We start from the raw sequence: 24807 nt of genomic DNA, 5'->3' as shown, positions 1-24807 counted from the left end.
TTTCCGTTCGTCAACTTCGAGAAGGTCATTCAGTCATGAACGAATACTGCATGTTCAAGGGAAAACTGCTGCGCGCGGCGCCCTTCAAAGATTCGTATATAGGCAGTCCGCACTATGTGATCACGGTGACCGGCAACGACAACACGCCATTCAATATCGTCGTCAATTCGGCGTCGACGCAACCGGGCGCAAGCGGCAACGACGACGTGTACTTCTATGCCGATCTGAACTTCGCCGATCCACTCACCGCGAAACTGCAGCCCCTGAACCTCGGCCTCTACACGAGCGGCTTTCCACGGCTCGATTACTTCCAGGACAGCAGCCTGCTCGACATTCACCGCATGCGGCCGGTCCCCTACGAGGATCAGAACGGCAACCGCGCCGACGTCAACGACATCATCGACGAAATCCTCACCATCGACGAAAGCAAGCCGTCGCAAAGTCTGCCCTACGACAACGGCAGCGGCCAGTTGCACAACCGCGATTTCTGGACACCGACCACCGCGGGCATCGTGGTCTACGGGTTCGGCTTTCTGTTTCTGCCGAAGAAGGACGGTCTTCACGAGACCCACATGAATCAGGGCAATCCGCGCGGCCCGCATTACAACGAAAACGGCGCGTTCCAGGACGGCGCGGTGATCGTGCAGCGCGCCGATGGGTTTGCCGCGATGTTTACCGCGTTTCAGACACAGTATTTGCCGACCAATGCGGCCGGCGATCCGGCGGCGAATGCAGTGGCGTTGCCGGTTTATATTCAGCGAGGTTGATAGCGTCGCCCGTGCATGGGGCAAGTGGAAACCGCCGCGATGCGCGAGAAACAGGTTCTTGCAAAGGGGAAAATCAGATCGCGCGCAAAAGTCCCTCGCGATACGAACGCACCGCGAGAGACGTCGCGTCGATCAGCGCGCGCTCGCGGCGCCTCGACGCGGAATATGCCGCTGCACCACCGCCAGCGCGATCAGCACGATGACCATTGCGATACCGAGCATCAGCAGATAGCCCGGCGCGCCACCGGCCGTGATCACCGCGGCACCGGCGAATGCGCTCAGAATCGCGCCGACGCGGCCGAACGCGAGTGCCGACGCGGTGCCCGTCGCCCGCACGCTGGTCGGATAGACGTATGCGCACAGCGCGTACATCGTCGATTGCACCGCATTGACGAACAGCCCGTGCAAGCCGAGACCGACGATCATCAACGCCGTATGCCGCGTCGCGCCGACGCCGAGCAGCATCCATGCACTCGCGACGCCGCCCGCGCAGCACAGCAGCAGCGGCCAGCGCGAGCCGTAGCGCCCGATCGCCAGCGCGCACAGCACCGCGCCGATTACGCCGCCGAGGTTGTACGCGCTCAGGCCATAGCCCGCGAGCGACACGCTCAAGCCCTCACTCGTCAGCATCGACGGCAGCCAGCTGAACGCCGCATACACGGCGAGCAGGCACATGAAGAACGCGCCCCAGATCGCGACGGTGTCGCGCGAACGGCCATCGCGGAACAGCGCGGCAAAGCCGACGTGTTTCTCAGCGCTTTGTTCGCGCACATCGGTGAAGCTCGCATCGGCCGACACGTCGCGCGCCATGCGCCGCAGCAGCTTCACGAGTTCGGGCCAGCGATGCGGACGGCGTGCCAGAAAACGCGGCGATTCCGGCAGCGCCGCGAGCAGGACGAGGGCGAGCACGAGCGGCAGCACACCACCCGCTACGAACAGACCGCGCCAGCCATAAACCGGCAGCACCTGGCCGGCGAACAATCCGGCGACCATACCGCCCAGCGGCACGCACAGAATGGTCGCCGTCACCGCGAAGGTACGAAAACGCGCGGGCGTGAACTCGGCGGTCAGCGTGGTCGATGTCGGCAGCGCGCCGCCGATGCCGAGCCCCGCGATAAAGCGCAGCGCCGCAATGGCCGCGACGTTCGGCGCGAGACTGATCGCGCAGGTCGCCAGGCCGAACACGAACACGCTGCCGATCACGGCCCAGCGGCGGCCGAAGCGATCGGCGAACAGCCCCGCGAACGCGCTGCCGATACCCATGCCGACCAGCCCCGACGCAACCACCGGCGCAAAGGCGTTGCGCGTGATGCCCCACTCTTTGGTCAGCATCGGAATCGCGAAGCCGATCAGCTGGCTGTCGAAGCCGTCGACGACGATCGACAGCGCCGCGAGCACCACCGCGATTTTCTGCAGCAACGTGTAGGGGCCGTCGTCGAGTGCATGACCGATGTCGACCGTGTTGCCGCCGCGCGCGATGCCGGCGGGCGCCGCGTCGTCGCGCGCGGTCGCGGTCGAGGCCGCGGCCGAAGCGGGAGGAACGAAACTCATGAACCTGTCTCCGTTGTTTGCGCTGCACGCGCGTTGTTCGATTTTTTTTGCTGTCGGCAGTACGGTGCGACGCGATGGCCCGCTTCGGCGAGCTGGCCGCCGAACAGCGAGCCCATCGCGACGCTCCTCATCAGAACGGATAGTGACGCGGCGTCGTTTGCAGCGTGACCCAGCGCAGATCGGTGAATTCCGCGATCCCCGCCTTGCCGCCGAAGCGGCCGAAGCCACTCGCCTTCACGCCGCCGAACGGCATCTGCGCTTCGTCGTGCACGGTCGGGCCGTTCACGTGACAAATGCCCGACTCGATGCATTGAGCGACGTTCAGCGCGCGCGCCGTGTCGCGGCTGAACACCGCCGCCGACAGGCCGTATTCGTTGTCGCTCGCACACGCGATTGCGGCCTCCTCGCCACGCACGCGCACGATCGGCTTGACCGGCCCGAACGATTCGTCGTGATAGATGCGCATGTCTCGCTCGGCCCGAGCGCGGACCACACCGGAAATGCGGCCGCGGCGGCATCGGCGGCGGCGACGGCATCTTCGACGGTCGCGGCCGGCGCGCGCGTCGCGACTTCGCCGTCGAGCGGGTTGCGGCGCTCGAAGGTCGCGCCGTTGCGCGCCTGTGTCTGCTCGCCGCCGATCAGCATCGGTACGCTTTTCATCGTAGGTCTCTCTCCTTTTCGTGAATGGGAAGCGCCGTTACGCGACGATCGCTTCGACGAGCGTGGGACCGCTTTTCACGTCACCGTCGGTCAGCGCGCGACGCAACACGTCGGCAAGTTCAGCCGCCTCGCTGACGCGCGCGCCAGGGCAACCCATGCCCGCCGCGATCGTCACGAAGTCGAGGCCCGGCAGGTCCGTGCCCTGCACGGTCTCGCCAGGCGCGAAACCGAACACCGGCGCGAAATCCTGCAACGCCGCGTAGCGCGTGTTGTTCAGGATCACGAATGTGATCGGTAGCTGCATCTGCACCGCGCTCCAGATCGCCTGAATCGAGTACATGCTCGAACCGTCGCCGATCAGCGCGATCACGCGCTCGCCCGGCCGCGCAAGCGCGACGCCGACCGCCGCCGGCATGCCGTAGCCGAGGCCGCCGCTGTCCATCGTCAGGAACGTGCCGGCGCGCGCGATCGGCAGATAGGTCTGCATGATGGGCCGCGAGCTCGGCGCTTCCTCGACGACGATGCCATCGGGATCGCGCACTTCGGCGAGCGTCTGCAAGGCGAACGCGACCGACATCCGCTCGCCCCGCGCGGGCGGCAGCGCGCGCGGCGCCACCGCGCGCGGCGCGGGCAACTCACGCGCTTTGGGCGCGGCGCGCGCGAGCAGATCCTGCACGCCGAGCCGCACGTTGCCGACCGCGGCGATGCCCTGCGGCGTCCATGCGGCAATGCCCGGATCGTCGATCAACTGACACAGCCGCGAGCCCGGCGGCACATGCGGACCATTGCCTTCGACGTGATACGTGAACGCAGGCGCGCCGATCACGAAGATCGCGTCGTGCGCGCCGAGCAACTCGACGATGCGCTCACGCAGCGCCGGCAAAAAGCCCGCGAACAGCCGGTGCGTTTCGGGGAAGCTGCAACGTCCTGTCATCGGCGCGACGTAGACGCGCGCGGAATGCCGCTCCGCGAGGCGCACGACTTCAGCCGCCGCGTCCGCGCGATCGACCGCGCCACCGACCACGAACGCGGGCCGCTCGCACGCGTCGAGCACCGTGCCGATGCGTTCGAGCATCGCCGGATCGGGACGCATGATGTGCGCGACCTCGCGGTCGGCCACGCGCTCGGCAGGCTGATCCCAGTCGTCGGCGGGAATCGACACGAACACCGGACCGCGCGGCTCCTGCATCGCGATCGCGTACGCACGCGCGATCGCGAGCGGCACATCCTGCGCGCGAGCCGGCTCGATGCTCCACTTCACGTAGGGCTTCGGCAATTCGGTGGCCTGGGTCGCGGCGAGGAACGGTTCGAACGGCAGGATCGAGCGGGCCTGCTGACCCGCGGTGACGACGAGCGGCGTGCGGTTGCGAAACGCCGTGAAGATATTGCCCATCGCATTGCCGACGCCCGCCGCCGAATGCAGGTTCACGAGCGCCGCGTTGCCGGTGGTCTGCGCGTAGCCGTCGGCCATGCCGACCACGACCGCTTCCTGAAGACCGAGCACGTAGCGGAAATCCGCGGGGAAATCGCGGAACATCGGCAGCTCGGTCGAGCCCGGGTTCGCGAAGATCGACGTCATGCCGACGCGGCGCGCGAAGTCGATGACCGCGTCGCGTACGGTCCACGGCGTGCTCTGTTCTATTACGTGTGCCTGATTCTGCTGCGGCGCGCTGCTTGTCATGCGAAGTCTCCTGTCAGGTGAGCGCGAAAAATCGAATGGCCATTATCACGGCCGCCGGGGTAACCGAAAATTGCCCAATTCGCAAAAAGGCATTACCTTTCGGCATGACTTACAACCTGCAACAACTGCAGGCGTTCGCGGTGATCGTCGAGAGCGGCAGCCTCGGACGCGCCGCCGAAGCGCTGCACATCACACAACCGGCCTTGAGCCGGACCATCCGACGTCTCGAGGAACAGGTCGGCGCGCCGCTGTTCGAGCGGCATTCGCGCGGCATGCATTTGACCGCGGTCGGCGAGGCGCTGCTGCCGCACGCGAACCTGTTGCAACGCGAAGCCGAACAGGCGCGCGAGGAAATCGACGCGATGCGCGGCCTCGCGCGCGGCACGATCCGCGTCGGCGCGGTCGGCAGCATCGCGAGCCTCGTGCTGCCGCTCGCGGTGAGCGGCGTGTTGACGAAGTGGCCGAACCTGCGCGTGGAGATCATCGAGGGCGTGTGGGACCGGCTCGCCGATGCGCTCGTCAAACGTCAGATCGATCTTGCGCTCAGCATGGCCGTGCCCGATACCGACGAGATCACCGCGATCGCCGATTGCCGCTGGGAAGACGCGAGCTACGTGGTCGCCGCGCTCGATCATCCGCTGCGGCGCAAGCCCGACCTCACGCTCGCCGACACGCTGGGCGAACGCTGGGCGATTCCGCCACGCGGCACCGGCCCGTTCGAGCACATGCAGAGCGTGTTTGCCGAGCGCGGGCTGGGACTGCCGAACGTCGTCGTCGAAACGCGCTCGGTCACGGCGCTGAAGAGCCTGGTCGCGCGTTCCGGCTTTCTGAGCTGGATGGCGTCGACGATGTACGTGACCGAAAGCAAGGCCGGCGTGTTCGATACGCTCGGCGTCCCAGGCGTGGTCGGGCGGCGCACGTTGACCGCGTTCCGGCGACGCCAGGGGATTCTGCCGAGCCCGGCGGTCAAGCTGCTGGAGCAGTTGCGGCAGTTGACGGCGGAGGGTATGACCGCGGGTTGATCGTTTCCCGCACATGCTGCCACTTTCTCGGCGTTTACCCGATAATCGCGGGCGTCGCGACCTGGATAGCCGGCGGCTTGCAGACGGTGGAGATCGTCAGCGCGTTTGGCCAGGCATTCGCGGATAACCGCTACATGGGCCTGATCTGGCTCACGCTGCCGGTCATCGCGCTGCTCGAACAACAGTCTGAAGGAACAGGCGCGGCATCTGATCTCGCGCCTGCATGCGGCCACCACCGGCCGCGTGCTCTGATCACGCTGGTCGGTACGCTGACGCTCAAGTACGCGCCCTTCGTCGAAACGAAGAATCTGGTTTCTGCGGCACGCTGATGACGCCGATGGCGGCGAACTTCAACATCGTCCCCGCCGCGCTGCTCGAACTGAAGGACCAGAACGGCGTGATCAAGGCGCAATGGCCAACCGCTTTACTATTGCTGATCGTCAACACCATACTGTTGTACGTGTTCGTATTCCGCTTCTGAGGAGCCGCCGATGACCACCCAGCTCACCCGCGAATTCGCGTCCAGATTCGCCAATGTCGCGCTCGCCCACCTCACGCGCGAATATCCGAACAAGCTCACGCACTCGCTTGGAGGACCGCAGGACGTACAGGGTCCGCGCGCCTTGCATCCGATCTTCTACGGCAGCTACGACTGGCATTCGTGCGTGCACGGCTACTGGCTGATCCTGCATCTGCTCGAACGCTTCCCCGATCTGCCCGAGGCCGCGCGCATCGTCGCCGTGGTCGACGAGCATTTCACCGCGGCGAACGTCGCCGGCGAACTCGCGTATCTGGAGCTGCCGCACAACCGCGGCTTCGAGCGGCCGTATGGCTGGGCGTGGCTGCTCACGCTCGGCGCGCAGTTGCAGTCGATGAAAATCTCGGAAGCCGCGCGCTGGGCGAAGACGTTCGCGCCGCTCACCGAGGCGTTCGTCGAGCGCTTCGCGGAGTTCCTGCCGAAAGCAACCTATCCGCTGCGCGTCGGCACGCACTTCAACATGGCGTTCGCGCTCGCGCTGACGCTCGATTTCGCTCGGCAAACCTCGCGCGAATCGCTCGAGGCGCTGATCGTCAGCACCGCGGAGCGCTGGTATCTGGACGACGTCGGGTGTCAGGCGTGGGAGCCGTCCGGCGACGAGTTCCTGTCGCCGTCGCTGATGGAAGCGGAGTTGATGCGGCGTGTGTTGCCGTCGGCGCAGTTCGCCGACTGGTTCGGACGCTTCCTGCCGGACCTCGGCGCGAAAAAACCGGCGACGCTGTTCGAGCCCGTCACCGTGACCGATCGCAGCGACGGCAAGATCGCGCATCTGGACGGCCTCAATCTGAGCCGCGCGTGGTGCCAGCGTGCGCTCGCGCGTGCGCTGCCCGCCGGCGACGTGCGTCGCACCGTGCTGTTCGATGCGGCCGAGCGTCATCTGCACAGCGCGCTGCCGCATGTGACCGGCGACTACATGGGCGAGCACTGGCTCGCCACGTTCGCGACGCTGGCGCTCGAAGCTTGAGCGAACCGGGAACGAACTGAACCGGCTTTGAAGAGATAAAGCCGTGCTGTTTGGGGCGCTTCAATGCGAAGCGCCCTTTTTATTGCCCGTTCAACAGTCCCTGCCTGCGGCGGTAAAATCGCGCAAGGCGATTGCGCCGCTTTAAAGGTGGAAGTTTGACTGAGTTCGAGCAGGGTTTCATTTTGACCCGACATTGGCGGGACACGCCCGCCGGCACGGAAATCGAGTTCTGGCTGGCCACGGACAGCGGGCCGCGCCACATCCGTCTGCGCCCTCAGCCGTCCGTCGCCTTCATTCCGGCCGAACATCGCGAACGCGCCGAAACGATCCTGCGCCGCGACGCGCCGCTCGATCTGCGTTCGCTCGAATTGCGCGACTTCCAGCATCGGCCGGTCAGCGGGCTTTACTGTGCGCAATACCGGCAATTGAAGGGCTTCGAGAAGCGCCTTAGAGAAGGCGGCGTCGATGTCTACGAAGCCGATATCCAGCCGCCCGAGCGCTACATGATGGAGCGCTTCGTCACCGCGCCGGTGTGGTTCAGCGGCGTGCCGCAGCAGAATGGTCCGGGGCTCGATGGCCCCTGGCTCGACAGCGAACTCAAACCGTCCAACGAATATCGTCCGCCGTTGAAGCTCGTGTCGCTCGACATCGAAACGAGCGCGCATGCCGAGCTATATTCGATCGCGCTCGAAGGCTGCGGCGAGCGGCAGGTGTATATGCTTGGGCCGCCGAATGGCAACAGCGGGAACATCGGCAACGTCACCGACGCCATCGACTTCAAGCTCGAATACTGCGAAACCCGCGCACAACTGCTCGAAAAGCTGATCGAGTGGATGGAGCGGCACGATCCCGATGCGATCATCGGCTGGAACCTCGTGCAGTTCGATCTGAAGGTACTGCAACACCATGCCGAGCAGTATCGCGTGCCGCTGCGCATCGGACGAGGCGGCGCGGTGATGGAGTGGCGCGAACACGGCGTCACGCGCAATCACTTTTTCGCGGGCGTGGCGGGTCGTTGGGTCATCGACGGCATCGAGGCATTGCGTTCGGCGACGTGGAGCTTCCCGTCGTTCAGCCTCGAATACGTGTCGCGCTCGGTGCTGGGCGAAGGCAAGGCGATCGACAATCCGTATCAGCGCATGGACGAAATCCAGCGCCGCTTCGACCAAGACAAGCCAGCGCTCGCGCGTTACAACCTGAAGGACTGCGAGCTCGTCACGCGTATCTTCGCGAAGACCGAGTTGCTGCCGTTCCTGCTCGAACGCGCGACCGTGACCGGCCTGCCCGCCGATCGCAGCGGCGGCTCGGTCGCGGCGTTCACGCATCTGTACATGCCGCGCATGCATCGGCAGGGCTATGTCGCGCCGAATCTCGGCGACGTGGCCGGCGCCGCGAGCCCCGGCGGCTTCGTGATGGATTCGCGGCCCGGACTCTACGACTCGGTGCTCGTGCTCGACTACAAGAGCCTGTATCCGTCGATCATCCGCACGTTTCTGATCGACCCGCTCGGTCTGGTCGAAGGCATGCTGCATCCCGACGACGCGAGCTCGGTGCCGGGCTTTCTCGGCGCGCGCTTTTCACGCACGCGTCACTGCTTACCGTCGATCGTCGCGCAGGTGTGGCAGGCACGCGAAGCGGCCAAGCGCGAGCACAACAAGCCGCTGTCGCAGGCGCTGAAGATCATCATGAACGCGTTCTATGGCGTGCTAGGCTCGACCGGCTGCCGCTTCTTCGATCCGCGGCTTGCGTCGTCGATCACGATGCGCGGCCACGAGATCATGCACACGACACGCGAGCTGATCGAGGCGCAAGGCTACGAAGTGATTTACGGCGACACCGATTCGACCTTCGTCTGGCTCAGGCACGCGCATGACGAGGAAGACGCCGCGCGGATCGGCCGCGCGCTCGTCGAACATATCAACGCGGCGTGGCGGCAGAAGCTGCAGGCGCGCTTCGGTATCGACAGTGCGTTGGAACTGCAATTCGAGCGGCACTATCGGCGCTTTTTCATGCCGACGGTGCGCGGTGCCGAGGAAGGCAGCAAGAAACGCTACGCAGGACTTACGGTATTGCCGGACGGCCGCGAGGACGTGGTCTACAAAGGGCTCGAAACCGTGCGCACCGATTGGACGCCGCTTGCGCAGCAGTTTCAGCAGGAACTGTATCGGCGCATCTTCAAGCAGCAGCCGTATCAGGATTACGTGCGCGACTATGTGCGCGATACGCTCGCCGGCCGGCTCGACGATCAGCTCGTCTATCGCAAGCAGTTGCGCAGACCGATCGACGCTTACGAGCGCAACGTGCCGCCGCATGTGCGCGCGGCACGCGTCGCCGATGAGTTCAATCGCCAGCAGGGACGTCCGCTGCAATATCAGAACGGCGGCTGGATCAGCTACGTGATGACGGTGGCCGGCCCCGAGCCGCTCGAAACGCTGCGCTCGGCGATCGACTACGAGCACTATCTGACGCGGCAATTGCAGCCGGTTGCCGACGCGATTCTGCCGTTGTTACGCGACGATTTCACGACGCTGATGTCGGGGCAGAAGCAGTTGTTCTGATCGTGGCGGCGAACGCGCGGCTGCGAGCATGGACGAATTGCCTACTTCACCATGGACGGCGGCTCGGCCTCTTCATCGGAGTGCGTGTTATGCACAGCAAAGGTGCGGCAGAGCGAGTTGCCGCGGGTCGCGTATCGCATGCTCCGCGCTCTCGAGGCCGGCGTAAATCGACGGCGCAATGTAACTGTGCCGCTACATCGGGGATGGCTAAAAATGTCAATCAGACACCGGTAATCCGTGATTAAAGGCGGAAAAAAACTAATCCCTGGTTTTGATTTGCAACCCTATCAACAGAATTAGAGCGCCATCATAATCTGAAGTATTCTAATTTCTTCGGTTGTTCGCGCAATTGGCGGGATTTGCATTGTTGCTTGACCTAACCCTTTATTGTCCTATAGTGCCATTTGATCCGCCTCAGAAATATTGTGGGGACGTGTGTGTATGATATCCCTGAATCTGTAGCCCCAACGATCTGCAACGACAGGAGAAGATGCATGAAAGCAATCCACGCCGTCAAACTGGTCGGTACCGCCCTTCTGATTTCGGGTTCGATTCACGCCTATGCGCAGGCGAGCAACGCTAACGCCCCTGCGTCTGCCCCGACCACGACGCCCGAAGCCCGATCGCATTACAAGTCAATGAAAGCAGCGAACCGGGCGCTACAGCGTCAGGTTCGAAATGCGCTGGTGAAAGATAGGAACATCTCCACGGCCAATATCACAGTTCGCGCCCGCGATGGTGCTGTCACGCTGCAGGGCAGCGTACCGCTTCAGGCAGAAAGCGACCGTGCAACCGAGGTGGCGAAAGGGGTGCCTGGCGTAACTTCGGTCAGGAACGCGCTGTCGATCCGTCCTGTGGGCACCTGAAGCAGTCCTGGACCCCGCTTTGCAGGAAGGCCGGCGCTCTGACCGTGCATTCCATTGATGGCATAGCCAATGCGGCACATGGTGGCGGGCCGGCTCGACAGCCGGCCTTCGCTATGCGGATATCTTCTCGAGTTCGAGCCCTTTCGTCTTCGGCCCCATCAAGCCAATCGCCAGCATCACGATCAGCATCGCGCCCGCGATGAACACGAACACGCCGGTCGTGCCGAAGTAGCGCAACACGGCCGCGATCAGAAAGGCCGTGAAAATCGCGGAAAAGCGGCTCCACGAGTAGACGAAGCCGACCGCGCGCGCCCGGATGCTGGTCGGAAACAGTTCGGCCTGGTACGCGTGATAACTGTACGAAATGATGTTGCCGGCCAGCGTCAGGCACACCCCGAGGCTCACGAGGAGCACCGCCCCCGATGCCTGACTGAACCACAACCCGCACACGATATTGACGCCGGCCATCACGACGATCACCGTCTTGCGCTCGAAGCGGTCGCCGATAAACAGCCCGATGATCGGACCGAGCGGCGCGGCCAATGCGATCACGCTCGAATACATCAGGCTCGTCGTGATCGTGATGCCCTGCTTGATCAGCAGCGTCGGCACCCAGTTCGCGAAGCCATAGAAGCCGACCGTCTGGAAGATGTTGAAGATCGTCATCATCAGCGTGCGGCTGCGGTACGGCGGCAGCCACATGTCGCGGAAGCTGCCGCGCGGTGGGATCGGCACCGGCGGCGCCGGCGGCGGCAACTCGCGGCCATATTCGTGACGTACCTTCGCCTCGAGCGCGTTCATCACGCGGTCGGCTTCGGCGAGACGTCCTTGCTGCGCGAGCCAACGCGGGCTTTCCGGCAACGCGCGGCGAATCCACCAGACGAATAGCGCGCCATGCGCGCCGATCAGCACGACCCAGCGCCAGCCGTCCAGACCGAACAGCGTGCGCGGCACCAGCAGAAACGATAGAAACGCAACCACCGGCACGGCCGTGAAGCCGACCGCCTGCTCGCACGCGAACGCGCGGCCGCGGATCTGCTTCGGCACCAGCTCGGAGATGTACGTGCCGATCGTCACCAGTTCGACGCCGATGCCGACACCGGCGACGAAGCGCCAGAAATTAAGACCCGTCGCGGTCTCCTGAAACGCCATCACGAGGTTCGCCGCGGTGTACCACAGCAGCGACCAGGTGAACACCGCGCGCCGCCCGAAGCGATCCGCGAGGAAACCGCACGCGATCGTGCCGATAAACAGGCCGCCAAACAGCGCGGCGATGAAACTCGCGACGCCGGTCGAGCCGAACAGGCCATGCGTGGTCGCGGTCAACATGCCGCTTTTCACGAGGCCCGGCGCGATATAGCCGGAGTACAGCAGGTCGTAGAGTTCGAAGAAGAAGCCGAGGCTCAGCAGCACCACCAGCTTCCAGACGGAGCGCGTGGCGGGCAAGCGGTCGAGGCGCGCCGAAATGCTGCCGGCGTCGAGCGATGCGTGGCCCGCCACCTGCGCAGGCGCGCTGCGCTCGGCGCTGCCGGCCGCGTCAGTGGAATGCGCCACGGTACCGCCGCTGCGCGCGACGGACCCCGCGGGATCGGGGAATGCCATGTTGTCTGTCTCCTTCTGTTGCGACTGCTTTTACGGCAGGGCTGAGCGCTTACCGCGGCCGGTTCGATGCCGGCCTTGCGCCTTGTCGCGCGTCGCACGCGCCACGATGGGTCGGCCGGAGTCCGGCCAGCATTCTAGCCGTGCCCGCGTTGCAATTGTTCGAACGTGGTGATTTTCCCGGCCAGCGCGCTCGCCGCGACCGTGTACGGGCTCGCGAGCCAGACGTCGCCTGGTCCCGAACGGCCGGGGAAATTGCGGTTGATCGCGCTGATCGTCACGTCGTTCGGGTTGGCAGATTGTCCCGGTCCGCAGTTTGCGCACGAGCCGCACCCAGGCATCACGAGCGTCACGCCCGCGCGCTCGAACACCGGCAGATAGCCCTGCTCCTCGCAATACGCGCGCACCGCCATCGTGCCGAATTGCAGATACAAACGCGTGCGCTCGGGCACCCGTAGGCCGTGCTCGACGCCCCAGCGCAGCACCTCGTGATAGAAATCGAAGTCCTCGCGCTTGCCCGCGGTGCACGAGCCGCCGTACGCGATATCGATCGCGACGTCCTGTTCGAGCCGCGGCGCCGGCACGCCATTGCCGGGGTCGCCCGGACGCGCGAGCATCGGTTCGATCGCGTTCGCATCGATATGGATCGTGTCGCGGTAGGTCGCGTCCGCGTCGCTTTTCATCCAGCCTTCCAGCACGAAATCGACGCCGCGCCGCTCCTTCAGGAACGCGACCGTGCGCTCGTCCGGTTCGACGATGCCGGTGAAGCCGCCGAGTTCCGCGACCATGTTGGTCAGCGTCGCACGTTCGTCGATCGACATCGCGCGCACCGCCGCGCCGCCGTATTCGAACACGAGGCCGATCGCGCCGCCCGAGCGAATCGCCTCCATCCGCAGCAGATGCAGCACGACGTCCTTTGCGGTCACGCCGTCGCGCAACTGGCCGTCGATCTCGATGCGCAGCGTCTCCGGCACCTTGCAGCGCACGTAGCCCGTGACCCAGCTATTGGCGATTTCGGTCGCGCCCGCGCCAAATGCGAGGCAGCCGAGCGCGCCCGAATGCGGCGTGTGCGAATCGGTACCGCATGCTACCTGGCCCGGCAGCGCGTATTGCTCGGCCATCAACGCATGACAGATGCCCTCGGAGCCGGGCACACCATCGAGCGCGCCGTGCGAGCGCACCGGGTAGCCGCGCGAAAACGACGTGTGGCCTTCCATCAGATTCGCGACGCCCGGCAACAGACCGTCGCGCACGTGAGGGATGCTCTGCGGCGCGAGCACCAGATGATCCTGGAACGCGATGATGTGATCCGGCGCATGCAGCGGCGCGGGCTTGCCGAACGCCCGATGCATCAGATGCGCGCACATGCCGGTGAAATAGTCGTGGCTGAAGCGCCAGTCGGCGGCGATGAACACGCCGTCGCCGCGCTGCGCGCTCGCGGTGCCCGGATGCAGATGACGGTCGATGATCTTCTCGACCAGCGTTTTCGGCTCGGCGCCAGGCGCCTCGTTCGGGGCATCGCTCGCGCGCGCGCCCGGCGCGGGCCACTCCGCGAACCGGCTATACGCGAGCAGCCCGCCGCTGCGGATGATCTGCTGCGTAAGCGAGTCGCGGCCTTTGAGGAATTCGTCGATCGGCACCGCAACGCCTGCGAGCAAGCGATCGAGCACGGAAAAATCGGTCGTGGTCAGAATGCCGATGTTGTCGCAGTTCTGCTGATAGATACGCTCGAAGCTCTCGGCAACGATCAGGCGAATACCTGCGGACAACTCCGCGAGCGGGCTCGATTCGCGCGACGAGCCCTTGCCGTAGCGCTTGCCGGCCACCGTCACGCGAAAGCCGCCGTCCTTCACCGCATTGCGGCCGATCGGCAGACCCTCGCCGGCCTTGAAGCCGACGTACGGGTACTGGCCGAGGCGCTCGTCGTAGGTGAGCATGACGGTGACGGGCGTGATCTCGTCCGTCGACACGTTGTCGCGCAACGGCCCCGCCGTGTCGCGAGTGAAGTTTTCGCCGGCCAGTTGCGCCTCGATCACGGCCGGGTCTTGCGACAGGTACAGCACGCGGCCGTCCAAACGAATCGTATCGCTCATCACTGCATTCTCCTTGCGCTCACTATACGGTGCGCAAGGCGGATGCCGAAGTGCCGGTGCGGCAATGCTGCCGTCTCGTTTCGCGAATGCTCGATGGGGGAGCCGCGGCGCGCAGTGCGGGTGGTTGAATCGTCTAAGGCGGATTGCCGAGGAACGACACCAGCGCGGCCGCGCTCGCGCTCAACTGCTCGCGCGCCTTGAAGATGATGATCAGATGACGCTCCGCCCACGCATCGGCAAGCGGCAGCAGCCGCACGTCGAGCGTGTTCACGTAGAGCAGGCCGACCGGCTCGGGCACGATCGCGATGCCGAGCCCCGCATGCACCATCCGGCACAGCGCATCGAGACTGCTCACGCGCATCCGCACGTCGAGCTGCTGGCCCGCGCTCGCCGCCTGCTGCGCGAGCAAGCGCGTGAGCGCGCTTTCGCTGCGCAAGCCGACGAAGCTGTCGTGCAACAGATCGTCGAAGTTCACCCGCGCCGCGCTGGCGAGCCGATGCCCACCCGGCACGAGCACCGCGAGCCGGTCCTGCCGGTACGGCACCTGCTCGAACGCCTCGCTGCCAGCAACCGGATTGCAGATGCCGAAGTCCGCGCCGTGTTCGTCGACGATACGCAGCACGTCCGCGCTGTTTTCTTCTTCGAGTTCGATCGCTACATCCGGGAACGCGCGGCCGAACGCGGCCACGTCTTCAGGCAGAAACTGCACGATCGACGACAGATTCGCGACCACCCTCACGCGCCCTTTGACGCCCGTCGAAAAGCGCGACAACTCCGCGCTCATCTGCTCGATATTGCCGATGATCGCGAGCGCGTAGCGCAGCACGGTCTCGCCGACCGGCGTCACGGTAATGCCGCGCGACTGCCGCTGAATCACCGGCAGCCCGATCAGCGCCTCGATCTCGGCGATGCGCCGGCTCACCGCCGACGACGCGATGAACTCGCGCTGCGCCGCGCGCGCGATATTGCGCTCCTGGCAAACGGCGACGAACAGACGCAGCGAAGTCAGATCGAGTTTCTTGAGCAGGTTTTCCATGGGACGAGGCGACGGAGCTTACGACAATGGCGGCAGATCGCCGGAATCGTGGCCGTTATCGTCTCACGGCACGCGGTGTTGCGCCATTGCGCCGACGGCGGTCCTCACAGCGCATCATGAAAGATGATGCCGACCGTATGCCGATGTCCCGAGCGCAGGCGGCTCACGCCGTGCCGCAGATTCACGCGATACGGCCCGCGCGTACCCTGCACGGGCCGGCTGTTCACGGTGAACACGACCGCGTCGCCCTTCGCGAGCGGCACGACTTCGGCACGCGACTGCATGCGCGGACGCTGCTCGGTCATCACGAACTCGCCGCCTGTGAAGTCGCGCCCCGGCTCCGACAGCAGTACCGCAACTTGCAGCGGGAACACGTGTTCGCCGTACAGATCCTGATGCAAGCAGTTGAAATCGCCCTCGCCGTATTGCAGGATCAGCGGCGTCGGACGCACCTGGCCGGCGTCATGGCAGCGTCGAATGAAATCCGCATGTTTCGGCGGATAGCGCACGTCGATGCCCATCGCCATGTTCCAGCGGTTCGCGACCGGCACGAGATGCGGATAAAGGGCACCGCGCAAGCCGCCGACGAGCGACGGCAGCGGATACGCAAAGTACTTGTATTCGCCGCGACCGAAGCCGTGGCGCGCCATGACGACGCGGCTGCGATAAAGCGCGTCGCGTGTATAGAGCGCGCTCAGCGCGTCGCATTCGCGGGGCGTCAACAGTTGCGGCACGGCGGCGCAGCCGTACTGATCGAGATCGTGTTCGATCCGCGGCCAGTCGAGTGCGTCGACGCGTTGGTCGATCGTTTGGGTGGGAGCGATTGCGTTCATCGTCGATGAGTGGGCGGCGCGGGCTCGTCGCCCGCGCCATCAAGGTAGGTAGCTCGATGAACTTAGTGTACGAGTGTGGTGGCGGGAAAACACTCCGGGTCTTGCGGTCAAATTCAGCCGCACTGCACGGACGCACGATTCCCGCTACGCTGTCGGTATCGTTGCGGCCGCACTTGCCGCTGCCGCATCGCACTTCATTCCGCCTAGGACAACCATGAAACAGCAGCTCACCATCGATTTTGTTTCCGACATCGCCTGCCCGTGGTGCGCGATCGGCCTGTCGTCGCTGCAGCTCGCGCTCGCGCGGCTTCAGGACAAAATCGACGCGCGTATCGTCGTGCATCCATTCGAACTGAATCCGCAGATGGGACCGGACGGCGAAGACATCGTCGAGTATCTCGGCAAGAAATACGGCCGCACGGCCGCGCAGATCGCCGAAACGCAGGTGATGATCCGCGAACGCGGCGCGAGCGTCGGCTTCGATTTCGGTCCGCGCATCCGCACCTACAACACGTTCGACGCGCACCGCCTGCTGCATTGGGCCGGCCTGAAAGGCCACCAGTTGCCGCTGAAGCTCGCGCTATTGCGCGCGTATCATGCCGACGGCAAGAATCCGGGCAATCATGACGTGCTGGTCGAAGCGGCCCAGTCGGTAGGACTCGACGCCAACGAAGCGCGCGACGTGCTGACGAGCGGCGCGTATGCCGATGAAGTGCGCGAAGCGGAAAAGAACAATCAGGAAATGGGCATTCAATCGGTGCCGTCGATCATTTTCAACCGCCGCTATCTGGTGACCGGCGGCCAGCCGGTCGAGCAATTCGTGCAGGTGATCGAGGAGATCGTGGCGAAAGAGCCAGCGTAAGGTTCATCGTCGAAGCGAAGCGTAATGGACGGCCCATTCTGAGCACCTGGCTCACGCATGCACTCGCGAATGCTTGCGTGTTGTCTCTTCAACACATCTGAGCAAAGATAGTCTGGGCCTATTGTCCAAGCCGTCCCGGCTGCTTGCAACAGGTCTTTCTTATCCCACTGCACGCGCCTTAAAGCCGCTTACAGATAGCTGCAAACGTAGTCCAGCGTTTCGACCACATCGATATCGAAGCGGCTCTTGCCAGGCACCGAGAACGATTCGCCCTCGCCATAGGTCTTCCACTCATCGCTGCCGTCGAGACGGATGCGGCATTTGCCCGCCTGCACTTCCATCAGCTCCGGCGCGTCGGTGCCGAAGTTCAGCGTGCCGGGCAGGATCACGCCGAGCGTCTTGCGCGTGCCGTCGGCGAACAGCACGGTGTGCGACACGCACTTGCCGTCGAAGTACACGTTGGCTCGTTTGACAACAGAAACCTGGTCGAATTGCGTTGCAGCCGTCATGGCGGTCTTCCTCTGGATCATCGTGAAGGGAGGCGTTGCGGCCCGGTGGGCGCGGCAGACGGCGCGCGATCCGCGCAAGCCGCCCGGCAGGGCGCCCTGCCGGGCGCGAGCCCGCCATCATACATGGCTATTGATGGCGCCAATACGGTAAAGTCTGCCAGAACCATATCGACACCTACACAGACTCATTCGACCCATGCGCTCTCCCGCTCCTTCCGGCGCCGTATTGTTGTTGATCGATCTGCAACGCGCGATCGATCATCCGAGCTGGGGCGAGCGCAACAATCCCGCCGCCGAGACGCAGGTGAGCCGCTTGCTCGCGCATTGGCGTAGCCGAGGCTGGCCGGTGTGGCATGTGCGGCACGACTCGACGGAGCCTGGGTCGCATTATCGGCCGGGTCAGGCGGGACACGAATTCAAGGCGTCCAACGTGCCGTTGCCCGACGAACCGGTGATTGCGAAACGCACGAATAACGCGTTCATCGACACGGGACTCGAGGACCGCCTGCGCGCCGCCGGCCACACGACGCTGGTCGTGGCGGGTGTCATCACCAACAACTCGGTCGAGGCCACGGTGCGGATGGCCGGCAACCTCGGCTTCGATACGTATCTCGTGGCCGACGGCTGTTTCACTTTTGCACGGACCGACTGGCACGGAACGCCGCGCAGCGCCGACGACGTTCATGCGATGTCACTGGCCAATCTCGATCACGAGTACTGCACGGTCGTCACGACGGACGCGCTCTTGGGCAACGGGCAACCGCAATAGCCGCAACGTCGATCTGCTGCGCGGCGAGCGACAATCAGGTGGTACAGGAGGACTTGTGAGAAAAGACAGCGCGAGCACCCTGATTGGCGTCATTGCCGCGGCAGCAATTGCGATCGGCACTGCGACCTGTGCGAATGCGCAAACCAGTGGCGGCATGCCGAACGATGCTTCCGCGCAAAGCCAATCCATCGCGGCATCGCCGGCTCGCAACAGACCCGATAGCGAGCTCGCGCGCGACGTGCGGCGCGCCCTCGCACGCGCACCGAACCTGCATTCAACGTCGATTCACGTGCAGGCGCGCCGCGGTATCGTGACGCTGACCGGTTGGGTACCGCAGCGCGCTCAGGTGCAACGCGCGGGCAGTGTCGCGAGATCGGTGCGCGGAGTCAGACAGGTGAACAACCATCTGAATGTGCGCACGAGAGGTGCCAGCGGTCACTAGCGCAAAACGGATAAAAGAAAGTACTCAGCCCGACGCGAATGCGCCGGGCTGAGTACTTTCTATCGACCAATCAATCGATGCCTGCGAGTATTCGCCGCGGCGCTCCATTGTTGCGCAACGCCGCCACGACTCGCGCAATACCTCAACGCCACATACGATAGCTGTAGACCGGCGCGCGATACGCATACATGCGCGGCTGCGCCCAATAGACCGGCGGACGATAAACCTGATAAGCGACAGGCGCGACCGGTTGAACCACCGTTTCCACGACCTGCGGCATTTCTTCGTATTGCGCCTGCGGATAAACCGGCACGTACTGCACGGGCGGCTGAGGATAGTCCTGCCGCACGTATACCGGCTGGTTGTCGTAGGCCGGCTGCATCTGCGCGTAGGCCGGCGCCTGCTGGTATTGCATTGGCGGCGGCGCGTATTGCGGCTGCTGGTACACCTGCTGATATTGCTGTTGCGGCGGCGGTTGCGGCACCTGACGCTGCGCGTACTGGACCGGCCGCGGCTTCTGAGGCTGCGGCGGAATGCTCGTGTACTTCGAGTTATCGTCTTCGGGAACGCCCGGCGGCAGCGGCGGCACGTCGACCCGCGCGACGTCGGTCCTGGCGGGTTGCCGCTGACCGTGATTGTGCGAGTCGATCATGGCCTGGTAATCGGCCTGATCCTGCTTGCCGCGATTGATATAGCCATTGCGATACGCGCGGGCCACGTCCGACATCTTCGCATTCGGATCTTCTTTCATGCCGTCCGCATTGACCTTGTACTCGTTCGGACTGAGCGAGCCGGCCGGCACCTCGTCGTCGGACGCATAGGCCGCTTCGGGCCCGTCGGCCCACGCTGGATAACACTGCAGCGTTAGCACCGAAGCGACCGTCGTCACCCCGAGCCCCCAAAGCGTCCTTGTTCTCATGATCCACCTCGCGGCCGATTAAGAGTATTGAAAGCCGAAATTTTTACTTGCAGGCGTGGCTATTCGTCTGCGCGTGCAATTGTTATTTTCTAGCACATTCCTTTGACGTCGGCATTATTTTTTCTTTGCAAATGAGCGGTGTAGCGCACGAGTGACACGGCGGGTCCAAAGGCGAGTCAGGAGAAACCCTGAGAGTCAGAGTTGCCGAAATGGACCGTTTGGTACGGCGGCTCCGCACGCCGCCGCGGAGCGATTCTTTTCGCCCTGAATGACGTAGTAGCAACGCGGCCTTTTAGCGCGCCATGTCGTATCAAGCGCCACGCGACAACTCGGCTTTCCCTATTGCGCGCACTCCCGTTCTCTGCTCGCGCGAAAGTCAAACAATTCGCATAAAGGAGGGTCCGCAATTCAGGTTGAATACCTTCCGAAAGATTCGCGGATTACGATTCACTTTATCTTTGCACGCGGCGTTCGCTTTGCTGAATACGGACATTTCCGTCCTGTCCCGGAGGCAGCCCATGAAAGACACCGCCACGCCACCCGCCGCGGATCGGGTTCCACTGACCGCCGCGCCTGCATCGAGCGCCGGTGACGACGGCTCGCTGCCGCATCTGCGCGAGATTGCGTCGTTCGGGCACCAGGTGACCGGCGTCGCCGTCGCCGCGGACGGACGCATCTTCGTCAACTTCCCGCGCTGGACAGAAGACGCGCCGATCTCCGTCGGCGTACTCACGCCCGATGGCGACGTCCGTCCTTATCCCGACGATCGATGGAACGGCTGGCGCAATGCCAGGCGTGACGAGTTGAACCCGCAGGATCGCTGGGTCTGCGTGCAGGCGATGCTGTGCGATTGCCAAAACAACCTGTGGGTACTCGACCCCGGCGCGCCGGCCCAGGCCTTCGTCGTGCCGGGTGCCCCTAAACTGGTCCGCATCGATCTTGCGACGGATAGCGTCGTCGGCTGCATTGCGTTCACGCTCGACATCGCGCCTCAGGGCAGCTATCTGAACGACGTGCGCATCAGTCCGGACGGCCGTTTCGCCTACATCACGGACTCTGGAACACGCGGCGCGATCGTGGTGGTCGATCTCGGCACCGGTCAAGCGCGCCGCGTGCTCGACGGGCATCCGTCGACGCAAACGGATCCGGGCGTCACGGTCCATGCTGGCGGCGCACCATTGCGGCGTCCCGATGGACGCGGCGTCGAATTGGCGGCCGACGGCATCGCGCTCACTCGCGATGGACTGTATCTGTACTGGCAGGCGGTGAAGGGCAAAACGCTTTACCGCGTGCCCACCGAAGCGCTTCGCGATACCACGCTCGCGACCGATGAAGTCGGCAACCGCGTCGAGAAAGTGCTCGAGCATCGCCCCGCCGACGGGCTGCACATCGACCGGACGGGACGCCTGCTGATTACCGCGGTCGAAGAACATGCGGTGAAGGTATGGGACGGCGCGACATTGACGACCTTGCTGCACGAGCCCGGCCTGCGATGGCCGGATACGTTCGCGGAAGGGCCGGACGGCACGATCTACCTGACCGATTCACGCATTCCCGAGATGAACTGGTTCAAGCCGGGCCATCCCGACGCGCTGTCTTCGAGGTTGCTGATCATTGCCGACGCCGCGCCGTCAGCGGCGCCGAACACCAAACCGGGCACGCCGCCCGGCTCGCAAAGCGAAGCGGTTCGGAACCGCTCATCCGACTGACGCCACACCGCGGCCGCCGACGGTCCGCGCTGCCCGGCGCGCCGAGGCCGGCCGGGAACGCGCCATGCTGGTGGAGGACAAGAGCTGGCGCGCGCCAGCGCGTCTGCCGTACATGCACGCGCCAAACGGCGCCAGGGGTCGAGTGATGATCGGCGAAACCTCATTCGCAACGCGCTGCCCGCCTGAAAACGGACAGCCGACGGAGAACGTCGCATGACGATCGGCTGTCCCGAGTGCGGCGCGCTCGAAGACATCCCGCCGCTCACCGCACATACCTACGCGCGTTGCCGCGCCTGTCACTTTCCGCTCGAGCGGCGTAGCGGCCGAAGCCAGACCGCGGCGCTCGCCTGCGCGGCCGCGACCTTCGTATTGCTGTTTCCGGCCAACCTCGCGCCCCTGATGTATGTCCATATGCTCGGCGTCGAACGCTCATCACTGCTGTCGTCGGGCATCGTGGAGATGTGGAACGATGGCTGGTTCATTCTCGCGGTACTGCTCGGCACCTTCGGTATCGTGCTGCCATTCATCCGCTTTGGCGGCCTCGTGATCGTCCTCGTCGCGCTGCGGCTCGGCCGGCGTACCAGAGGAATCGGTGCGCTGTTTCGCTGGACCACCTCGCTCGATATCTGGACCATGCCCGATGTCTATCTGGTCGGCTGCTTCGTCGGTTACGCGCGCGTGACGCAGAATCTGACCGGCACGATCGCCCCCGGCGGCTACTGCTTCATCGCCGCGGCGCTGCTGTCGATGCTCACGCGCGCGTCGCTCGACCGGAGAACGGTGTGGCGCGCGATCGCCGCGGAAAACGAGTTGCCGGAACATGAAGCGCCGCTGTCCTGCACGGTTTGCGATCTGGTCGTGCCGATGTCGCAGGAGGGGCGCCCCTGCCCTCGCTGCGCACTGACGTTGCGCGCTCGCAAAACCGACGCCGTCGTGCGCGCGGCTGCGCTGTCGCTCGCCGCGCTCGTTCTGACGATCCCGGCCAACTTCTTTCCGATGACCACTTCGATGCAACTCGGGCGGACCCACTCAACCCGGATCATCGACGGCGTCTACCAGCTGTTTCACGCTGGCCTGTGGCCGCTCGGCATTCTGATCATCTGTACGAGCATCGTCATTCCGGTGGCGAAGATTCTCGGCATGGCATGGTTCGTCGTCTCCGTTCGGCGCCGTTCGCGCCGGCATCTGCGGGTCAAGGCGCATCTGTACCGCCTGATCGACGAACTCGGCCGATGGTCGTACGTCGACGTGTTCACGATCGCCGCGTTCGTGCCGCTGATCCGGTTCGACGGCATCGCCGCGGCCAGACCCGCCATCGGCGCCACCGCGTTCGCGCTGGTCGTGTTGCTGACGATGGCCGCTTCGCGCGCCTTCGACCCGCGCCTGATGTGGGACGTCCACCCGCGGAGCAAGCGATGAGCGGCACGCGTCCCCGTCGTTCGCAGGCCCAGGTGCGGCGCAGCGCGTGGCCCGGCTGGATCTGGGCGGTGCCGGTCGCAGCCTTCGCGATGGCCGGATGGCTCGGCGTTCGCGCGTTGATGCATCAGGGCGAGACGGTCACGGTAACCTTCGACAACGCGTACGGCATGAAGCCCGACGACACGATCGTCACGCTGCGCGGCGTGAAGGTCGGCGCCGTCTCGGAGATTACGCTCGCGCCCGATGGCCAACACGTGAAAGCCGAGCTCAAGATAGATCGCGCCGAAAAAAAGTATCTGCGCAGCGAGACCAGGTTTTTCCTGCGCGGCGCCCACGTTGATCTCAACGATCCGGCGTCGATCAAGGCAGTGCTGTCCGGCCCCGAGATCGTGATGGAGCCCGGGCCCGGCGAGCCGGCATCGCGTTTCGACGGTGTCGATCGCCGCCCCGCGCTCGCGCCGGGGCACGGCCCGGTCGTCACCTATCTGGTGCGCTTCGACGGTGCGGTCGGCGACCTGAAGAGTGGTGCCGATGTGCAATTGCGCGGTTTCGACGTGGGCACCGTCACCAGCGTGCGCCTGAACTACGACGCACGCACGGGCGCGCTGAGCACCCCGGTGCAGATCGCGCTGAACCCGTCGCAGCTTGGCATCGTCGGCGCGCCGCCACCGGCCAACGGGGACTGGCGCCCGCTCGTCGATGCCATGCTCACCCGCCTCGTCGCCACAGGCTTGCGCGCGCGGTTGTCGCAAGATCCGCCGCTCGTCGGCGCGGACAAGATCAACCTCGACTTCGTGCAAGGCGCGCCGGTGGCGACGCTCGCCAGCGAGGACGGCCTGCCCGTCATTCCGAGTGTCGTCGCCGCGAATCTCGACACGACGATGGCCAAGGCCAACGAGGTGATCCAGAAAATCGACGATCTTCCGATCCGGCAAACCGGCGAACAGGTCCGCAGTATCGCGGCGCATATCGACGCGCTCAGTTCCTCGCCTCAGATCAAGGACAGCCTGACGCACATCGACCACTCGGTCGCGCAGATCGATCACACGTTGCAGCAGGTCTCGCCACAGATCGGTCCGCTCGTCGCGCAATTGCGCGACACCGCGAACGCGGCCGATCGCACCGTTGCCGCGGCGAACCGTACGCTAGGCGGCGACGCGTCGAGCCAGAACGACCTGCCTGCCGCCATGCAGGAGCTGACCGACACCGCACGCTCGATTCGGGCACTGGCCGACTATCTCGACCGCCATCCGGAGGCGCTGATCCGTGGCAGGCAGCAGGAGGCTCAATGATGACGAGGTCCACGTTCCCCGTCGGACGCGCCGTCGCGGCATCGCTCGCGACGAGCGTCAGGACGGCTGCGTTTGTCGTAACCGTCGCGGCGATGACGCTCGCCGGATGCGGACACAGCATACCGACACGCTATGTGACGTTGAACCCGATGCCCGCCGACGCGCCGCCCGCCACGGCGCCGATCCCACCGATTCAACTGACCGCCGTGCATATTCCCGCGGTGCTCGATCGGCTCGAAGTCGTCACGCTGGCTTCGCAGAACCGGCTGACGATCGACGATAGCGACCGGTGGGGCGCACCGCTCGCTCAGATGATGCGCAAAACGCTTGCCCAGGACTTGCTCACGCGGCTGCCCGCCGGATCGTTCGTCGTTCCGGATGCACCCGCGCCGCCCGGCACGCGCAGGCTGGTCGTCACCGTGCTGAATGCCACGGCCGACGAGAGCGGCACGCTGACGCTGCAAGCGGAGTGGACGCTGCTGGCCGGGCACTCGGATCAGGCGCCGCTGCGGCAGCAGGTGAGGCTCGACTCCGCGATCGATGGACACGATGCGCTCGCGCAGGCGGCCGCGTTGAGCCGCGTTCTCGGCGAACTGGCCGACCGGATCGCGGCGTCGGTCCTCGCGCACTGACCGACGGCGTCGAGTTCGCTGCCGCGCCGATCACGCAGTACCGTTATCGCCTTTCCTTGCGGAAAGCCGGTTGAAACGCTGCTCGA

At 64.8% G+C, this 24807-nt stretch carries 20 protein-coding genes and 4 pseudogenes; 14 read left to right on the top strand and 10 right to left on the bottom strand.

From position 1 onward, the window contains the following. Nucleotides 1-35 precede the first annotated feature (35 nt). On the top strand, nt 36-767 hold the full coding sequence (locus tag F6X40_RS00430; protein ID WP_184062928.1) for a DUF2278 family protein: 732 nt from the start codon (nt 36-38) through the stop codon (nt 765-767). A gap of 132 nt (nt 768-899) precedes the next feature. Here the strand turns inward: F6X40_RS00430 and F6X40_RS00425 are convergent, their stop codons facing one another. The 4 genes and pseudogenes from F6X40_RS00425 to mdlC form a co-directional block, all read right to left on the bottom strand. Continuing rightward, on the bottom strand, nt 900-2318 hold the full coding sequence (locus F6X40_RS00425) for an MFS transporter (protein WP_187626459.1): 1419 nt from the start codon (nt 2316-2318) through the stop codon (nt 900-902). Nucleotides 2319-2448: 130 nt separating this feature from the next. Continuing rightward, nucleotides 2449-2799, bottom strand: a pseudogene (locus F6X40_RS00420) (aldehyde dehydrogenase family protein); the annotation flags it as partial. A gap of 24 nt (nt 2800-2823) precedes the next feature. Then, a pseudogene (locus tag F6X40_RS43405) lies at nt 2824-2963 on the bottom strand (hypothetical protein); the annotation flags it as partial. Between the two features lie 52 nt (nt 2964-3015). After that, the gene (mdlC, locus tag F6X40_RS00415; RefSeq protein WP_187626458.1) at nt 3016-4659 is read right to left on the bottom strand and encodes a benzoylformate decarboxylase; all 1644 of its coding nucleotides are present in this window, start codon (nt 4657-4659) and stop codon (nt 3016-3018) included. A 104-nt stretch (nt 4660-4763) separates the two neighbouring features. On the opposite strand from mdlC, the gene F6X40_RS00410 reads away from it, so the two are divergent. From F6X40_RS00410 to F6X40_RS00385, 6 genes and pseudogenes are all read left to right on the top strand, one after another. Continuing rightward, nucleotides 4764-5681: a LysR family transcriptional regulator gene (locus tag F6X40_RS00410; protein ID WP_187626457.1), complete on the top strand. Its 918-nt coding sequence runs from the start codon at nt 4764-4766 to the stop codon at nt 5679-5681. Between the two features lie 44 nt (nt 5682-5725). Beyond that, a pseudogene (locus tag F6X40_RS00405) lies at nt 5726-5930 on the top strand (5-oxoproline transporter, DUF969 family subunit); the annotation flags it as partial. Nucleotides 5931-5988: 58 nt separating this feature from the next. Then, nucleotides 5989-6162: pseudogene (locus tag F6X40_RS00400) on the top strand (5-oxoproline transporter, DUF979 family subunit); the annotation flags it as partial. 10 nt (nt 6163-6172) lie between these two features. Continuing rightward, nucleotides 6173-7183, top strand: coding sequence for a DUF2891 domain-containing protein (locus tag F6X40_RS00395; protein ID WP_187626456.1), 1011 nt, complete (start codon nt 6173-6175; stop codon nt 7181-7183). Nucleotides 7184-7338: 155 nt separating this feature from the next. Next, on the top strand, nt 7339-9741 hold the full coding sequence (locus tag F6X40_RS00390; RefSeq protein WP_187626455.1) for a DNA polymerase II: 2403 nt from the start codon (nt 7339-7341) through the stop codon (nt 9739-9741). A gap of 494 nt (nt 9742-10235) precedes the next feature. Then, the gene (locus F6X40_RS00385) at nt 10236-10607 is read left to right on the top strand and encodes a BON domain-containing protein (protein ID WP_184064654.1); all 372 of its coding nucleotides are present in this window, start codon (nt 10236-10238) and stop codon (nt 10605-10607) included. A 111-nt stretch (nt 10608-10718) separates the two neighbouring features. On the opposite strand, the gene F6X40_RS00380 is transcribed toward F6X40_RS00385, so the two are convergent. The 4 genes from F6X40_RS00380 to F6X40_RS00365 all read right to left on the bottom strand — a co-directional run bounded on the left by F6X40_RS00380 (nt 10719) and on the right by F6X40_RS00365 (nt 16168). Further along, on the bottom strand, nt 10719-12209 hold the full coding sequence (locus tag F6X40_RS00380; protein WP_187626454.1) for an MFS transporter: 1491 nt from the start codon (nt 12207-12209) through the stop codon (nt 10719-10721). A 134-nt stretch (nt 12210-12343) separates the two neighbouring features. Next, on the bottom strand, nt 12344-14299 hold the full coding sequence (locus F6X40_RS00375; RefSeq protein ID WP_187626453.1) for an aconitase family protein: 1956 nt from the start codon (nt 14297-14299) through the stop codon (nt 12344-12346). 133 nt (nt 14300-14432) lie between these two features. Beyond that, a complete protein-coding gene (locus tag F6X40_RS00370) occupies nt 14433-15335 on the bottom strand; it encodes a LysR family transcriptional regulator (RefSeq protein WP_187626452.1) in 903 nt (300 codons plus the stop codon). A 104-nt stretch (nt 15336-15439) separates the two neighbouring features. Further along, a complete protein-coding gene (locus F6X40_RS00365) occupies nt 15440-16168 on the bottom strand; it encodes a 2OG-Fe(II) oxygenase (protein ID WP_184064427.1) in 729 nt (242 codons plus the stop codon). Nucleotides 16169-16382: 214 nt separating this feature from the next. On the opposite strand from F6X40_RS00365, the gene F6X40_RS00360 reads away from it, so the two are divergent. Further along, the gene (locus F6X40_RS00360) at nt 16383-17030 is read left to right on the top strand and encodes a DsbA family oxidoreductase (RefSeq protein WP_187626451.1); all 648 of its coding nucleotides are present in this window, start codon (nt 16383-16385) and stop codon (nt 17028-17030) included. Between the two features lie 188 nt (nt 17031-17218). On the opposite strand, the gene F6X40_RS00355 is transcribed toward F6X40_RS00360, so the two are convergent. Further along, on the bottom strand, nt 17219-17539 hold the full coding sequence (locus tag F6X40_RS00355; protein ID WP_187626450.1) for a pyrimidine/purine nucleoside phosphorylase: 321 nt from the start codon (nt 17537-17539) through the stop codon (nt 17219-17221). 196 nt (nt 17540-17735) lie between these two features. Between F6X40_RS00355 and F6X40_RS00350 the strand changes: the two genes are divergently transcribed. Together F6X40_RS00350 and F6X40_RS00345 are read left to right on the top strand one after the other, a co-directional pair. Next, a complete protein-coding gene (locus F6X40_RS00350; protein WP_187626449.1) occupies nt 17736-18308 on the top strand; it encodes a cysteine hydrolase family protein in 573 nt (190 codons plus the stop codon). A gap of 55 nt (nt 18309-18363) precedes the next feature. Continuing rightward, nucleotides 18364-18750, top strand: a complete 387-nt coding sequence (locus F6X40_RS00345) for a BON domain-containing protein (RefSeq protein ID WP_187626448.1) — start codon at nt 18364-18366, stop codon at nt 18748-18750. A gap of 142 nt (nt 18751-18892) precedes the next feature. On the opposite strand, the gene F6X40_RS00340 is transcribed toward F6X40_RS00345, so the two are convergent. Continuing rightward, nucleotides 18893-19669 carry a hypothetical protein gene (locus tag F6X40_RS00340; RefSeq protein WP_187626447.1) on the bottom strand — a complete coding sequence of 259 codons (777 nt, stop codon included), beginning with the start codon at nt 19667-19669 and terminating at the stop codon, nt 18893-18895. 518 nt (nt 19670-20187) lie between these two features. On the opposite strand from F6X40_RS00340, the gene F6X40_RS00335 reads away from it, so the two are divergent. The 4 genes from F6X40_RS00335 (at nt 20188) to F6X40_RS00320 (ending at nt 24721) form a co-directional block, all read left to right on the top strand. Continuing rightward, a complete protein-coding gene (locus tag F6X40_RS00335) occupies nt 20188-21378 on the top strand; it encodes an L-dopachrome tautomerase-related protein (protein WP_187626446.1) in 1191 nt (396 codons plus the stop codon). Between the two features lie 213 nt (nt 21379-21591). Next, nucleotides 21592-22797 (top strand): paraquat-inducible protein A, encoded by a 1206-nt coding sequence (locus F6X40_RS00330; protein WP_187626445.1) that lies wholly within the window; start codon nt 21592-21594, stop codon nt 22795-22797. Beyond that, a complete protein-coding gene (locus F6X40_RS00325) occupies nt 22794-24089 on the top strand; it encodes an MlaD family protein (RefSeq protein ID WP_187626444.1) in 1296 nt (431 codons plus the stop codon). Before F6X40_RS00330 ends, F6X40_RS00325 begins: the two co-directional genes overlap by 4 nt. Continuing rightward, nucleotides 24086-24721, top strand: a complete 636-nt coding sequence (locus F6X40_RS00320; RefSeq protein WP_187626443.1) for a membrane integrity-associated transporter subunit PqiC — start codon at nt 24086-24088, stop codon at nt 24719-24721. The genes F6X40_RS00325 and F6X40_RS00320 overlap by 4 nt, the downstream gene beginning before the upstream one ends. Nucleotides 24722-24807 lie beyond the last annotated feature (86 nt).

Source organism: Paraburkholderia sp. UCT31 (genome assembly GCF_014397655.1).
Lineage (GTDB): Bacteria > Pseudomonadota > Gammaproteobacteria > Burkholderiales > Burkholderiaceae > Paraburkholderia > Paraburkholderia tuberum.
Note: the sequence above shows the minus strand (reverse complement) of the source record. Positions and strands in the feature narration are given on the sequence as shown.

Bases quoted from the DNA above. Each gene is read 5' to 3' on its own strand.
- F6X40_RS00430 (WP_184062928.1), top strand. From the start codon at position 36: ATGAACGAATACTGCATGTTCAAGGGAAAACTGCTGCGCGCGGCGCCC.
- F6X40_RS00425 (WP_187626459.1), bottom strand. From the start codon at position 2,318: ATGAGTTTCGTTCCTCCCGCTTCGGCCGCGGCCTCGACCGCGACCGCG.
- mdlC (WP_187626458.1), bottom strand. From the start codon at position 4,659: ATGACAAGCAGCGCGCCGCAGCAGAATCAGGCACACGTAATAGAACAG.
- F6X40_RS00410 (WP_187626457.1), top strand. From the start codon at position 4,764: ATGACTTACAACCTGCAACAACTGCAGGCGTTCGCGGTGATCGTCGAG.
- F6X40_RS00395 (WP_187626456.1), top strand. From the start codon at position 6,173: ATGACCACCCAGCTCACCCGCGAATTCGCGTCCAGATTCGCCAATGTC.
- F6X40_RS00385 (WP_184064654.1), top strand. From the start codon at position 10,236: ATGAAAGCAATCCACGCCGTCAAACTGGTCGGTACCGCCCTTCTGATT.
- F6X40_RS00380 (WP_187626454.1), bottom strand. From the start codon at position 12,209: ATGGCATTCCCCGATCCCGCGGGGTCCGTCGCGCGCAGCGGCGGTACC.
- F6X40_RS00375 (WP_187626453.1), bottom strand. From the start codon at position 14,299: ATGAGCGATACGATTCGTTTGGACGGCCGCGTGCTGTACCTGTCGCAA.
- F6X40_RS00370 (WP_187626452.1), bottom strand. From the start codon at position 15,335: ATGGAAAACCTGCTCAAGAAACTCGATCTGACTTCGCTGCGTCTGTTC.
- F6X40_RS00365 (WP_184064427.1), bottom strand. From the start codon at position 16,168: ATGAACGCAATCGCTCCCACCCAAACGATCGACCAACGCGTCGACGCA.
- F6X40_RS00360 (WP_187626451.1), top strand. From the start codon at position 16,383: ATGAAACAGCAGCTCACCATCGATTTTGTTTCCGACATCGCCTGCCCG.
- F6X40_RS00355 (WP_187626450.1), bottom strand. From the start codon at position 17,539: ATGACGGCTGCAACGCAATTCGACCAGGTTTCTGTTGTCAAACGAGCC.
- F6X40_RS00350 (WP_187626449.1), top strand. From the start codon at position 17,736: ATGCGCTCTCCCGCTCCTTCCGGCGCCGTATTGTTGTTGATCGATCTG.
- F6X40_RS00340 (WP_187626447.1), bottom strand. From the start codon at position 19,669: ATGAGAACAAGGACGCTTTGGGGGCTCGGGGTGACGACGGTCGCTTCG.
- F6X40_RS00335 (WP_187626446.1), top strand. From the start codon at position 20,188: ATGAAAGACACCGCCACGCCACCCGCCGCGGATCGGGTTCCACTGACC.
- F6X40_RS00330 (WP_187626445.1), top strand. From the start codon at position 21,592: ATGACGATCGGCTGTCCCGAGTGCGGCGCGCTCGAAGACATCCCGCCG.
- F6X40_RS00325 (WP_187626444.1), top strand. From the start codon at position 22,794: ATGAGCGGCACGCGTCCCCGTCGTTCGCAGGCCCAGGTGCGGCGCAGC.
- F6X40_RS00320 (WP_187626443.1), top strand. From the start codon at position 24,086: ATGATGACGAGGTCCACGTTCCCCGTCGGACGCGCCGTCGCGGCATCG.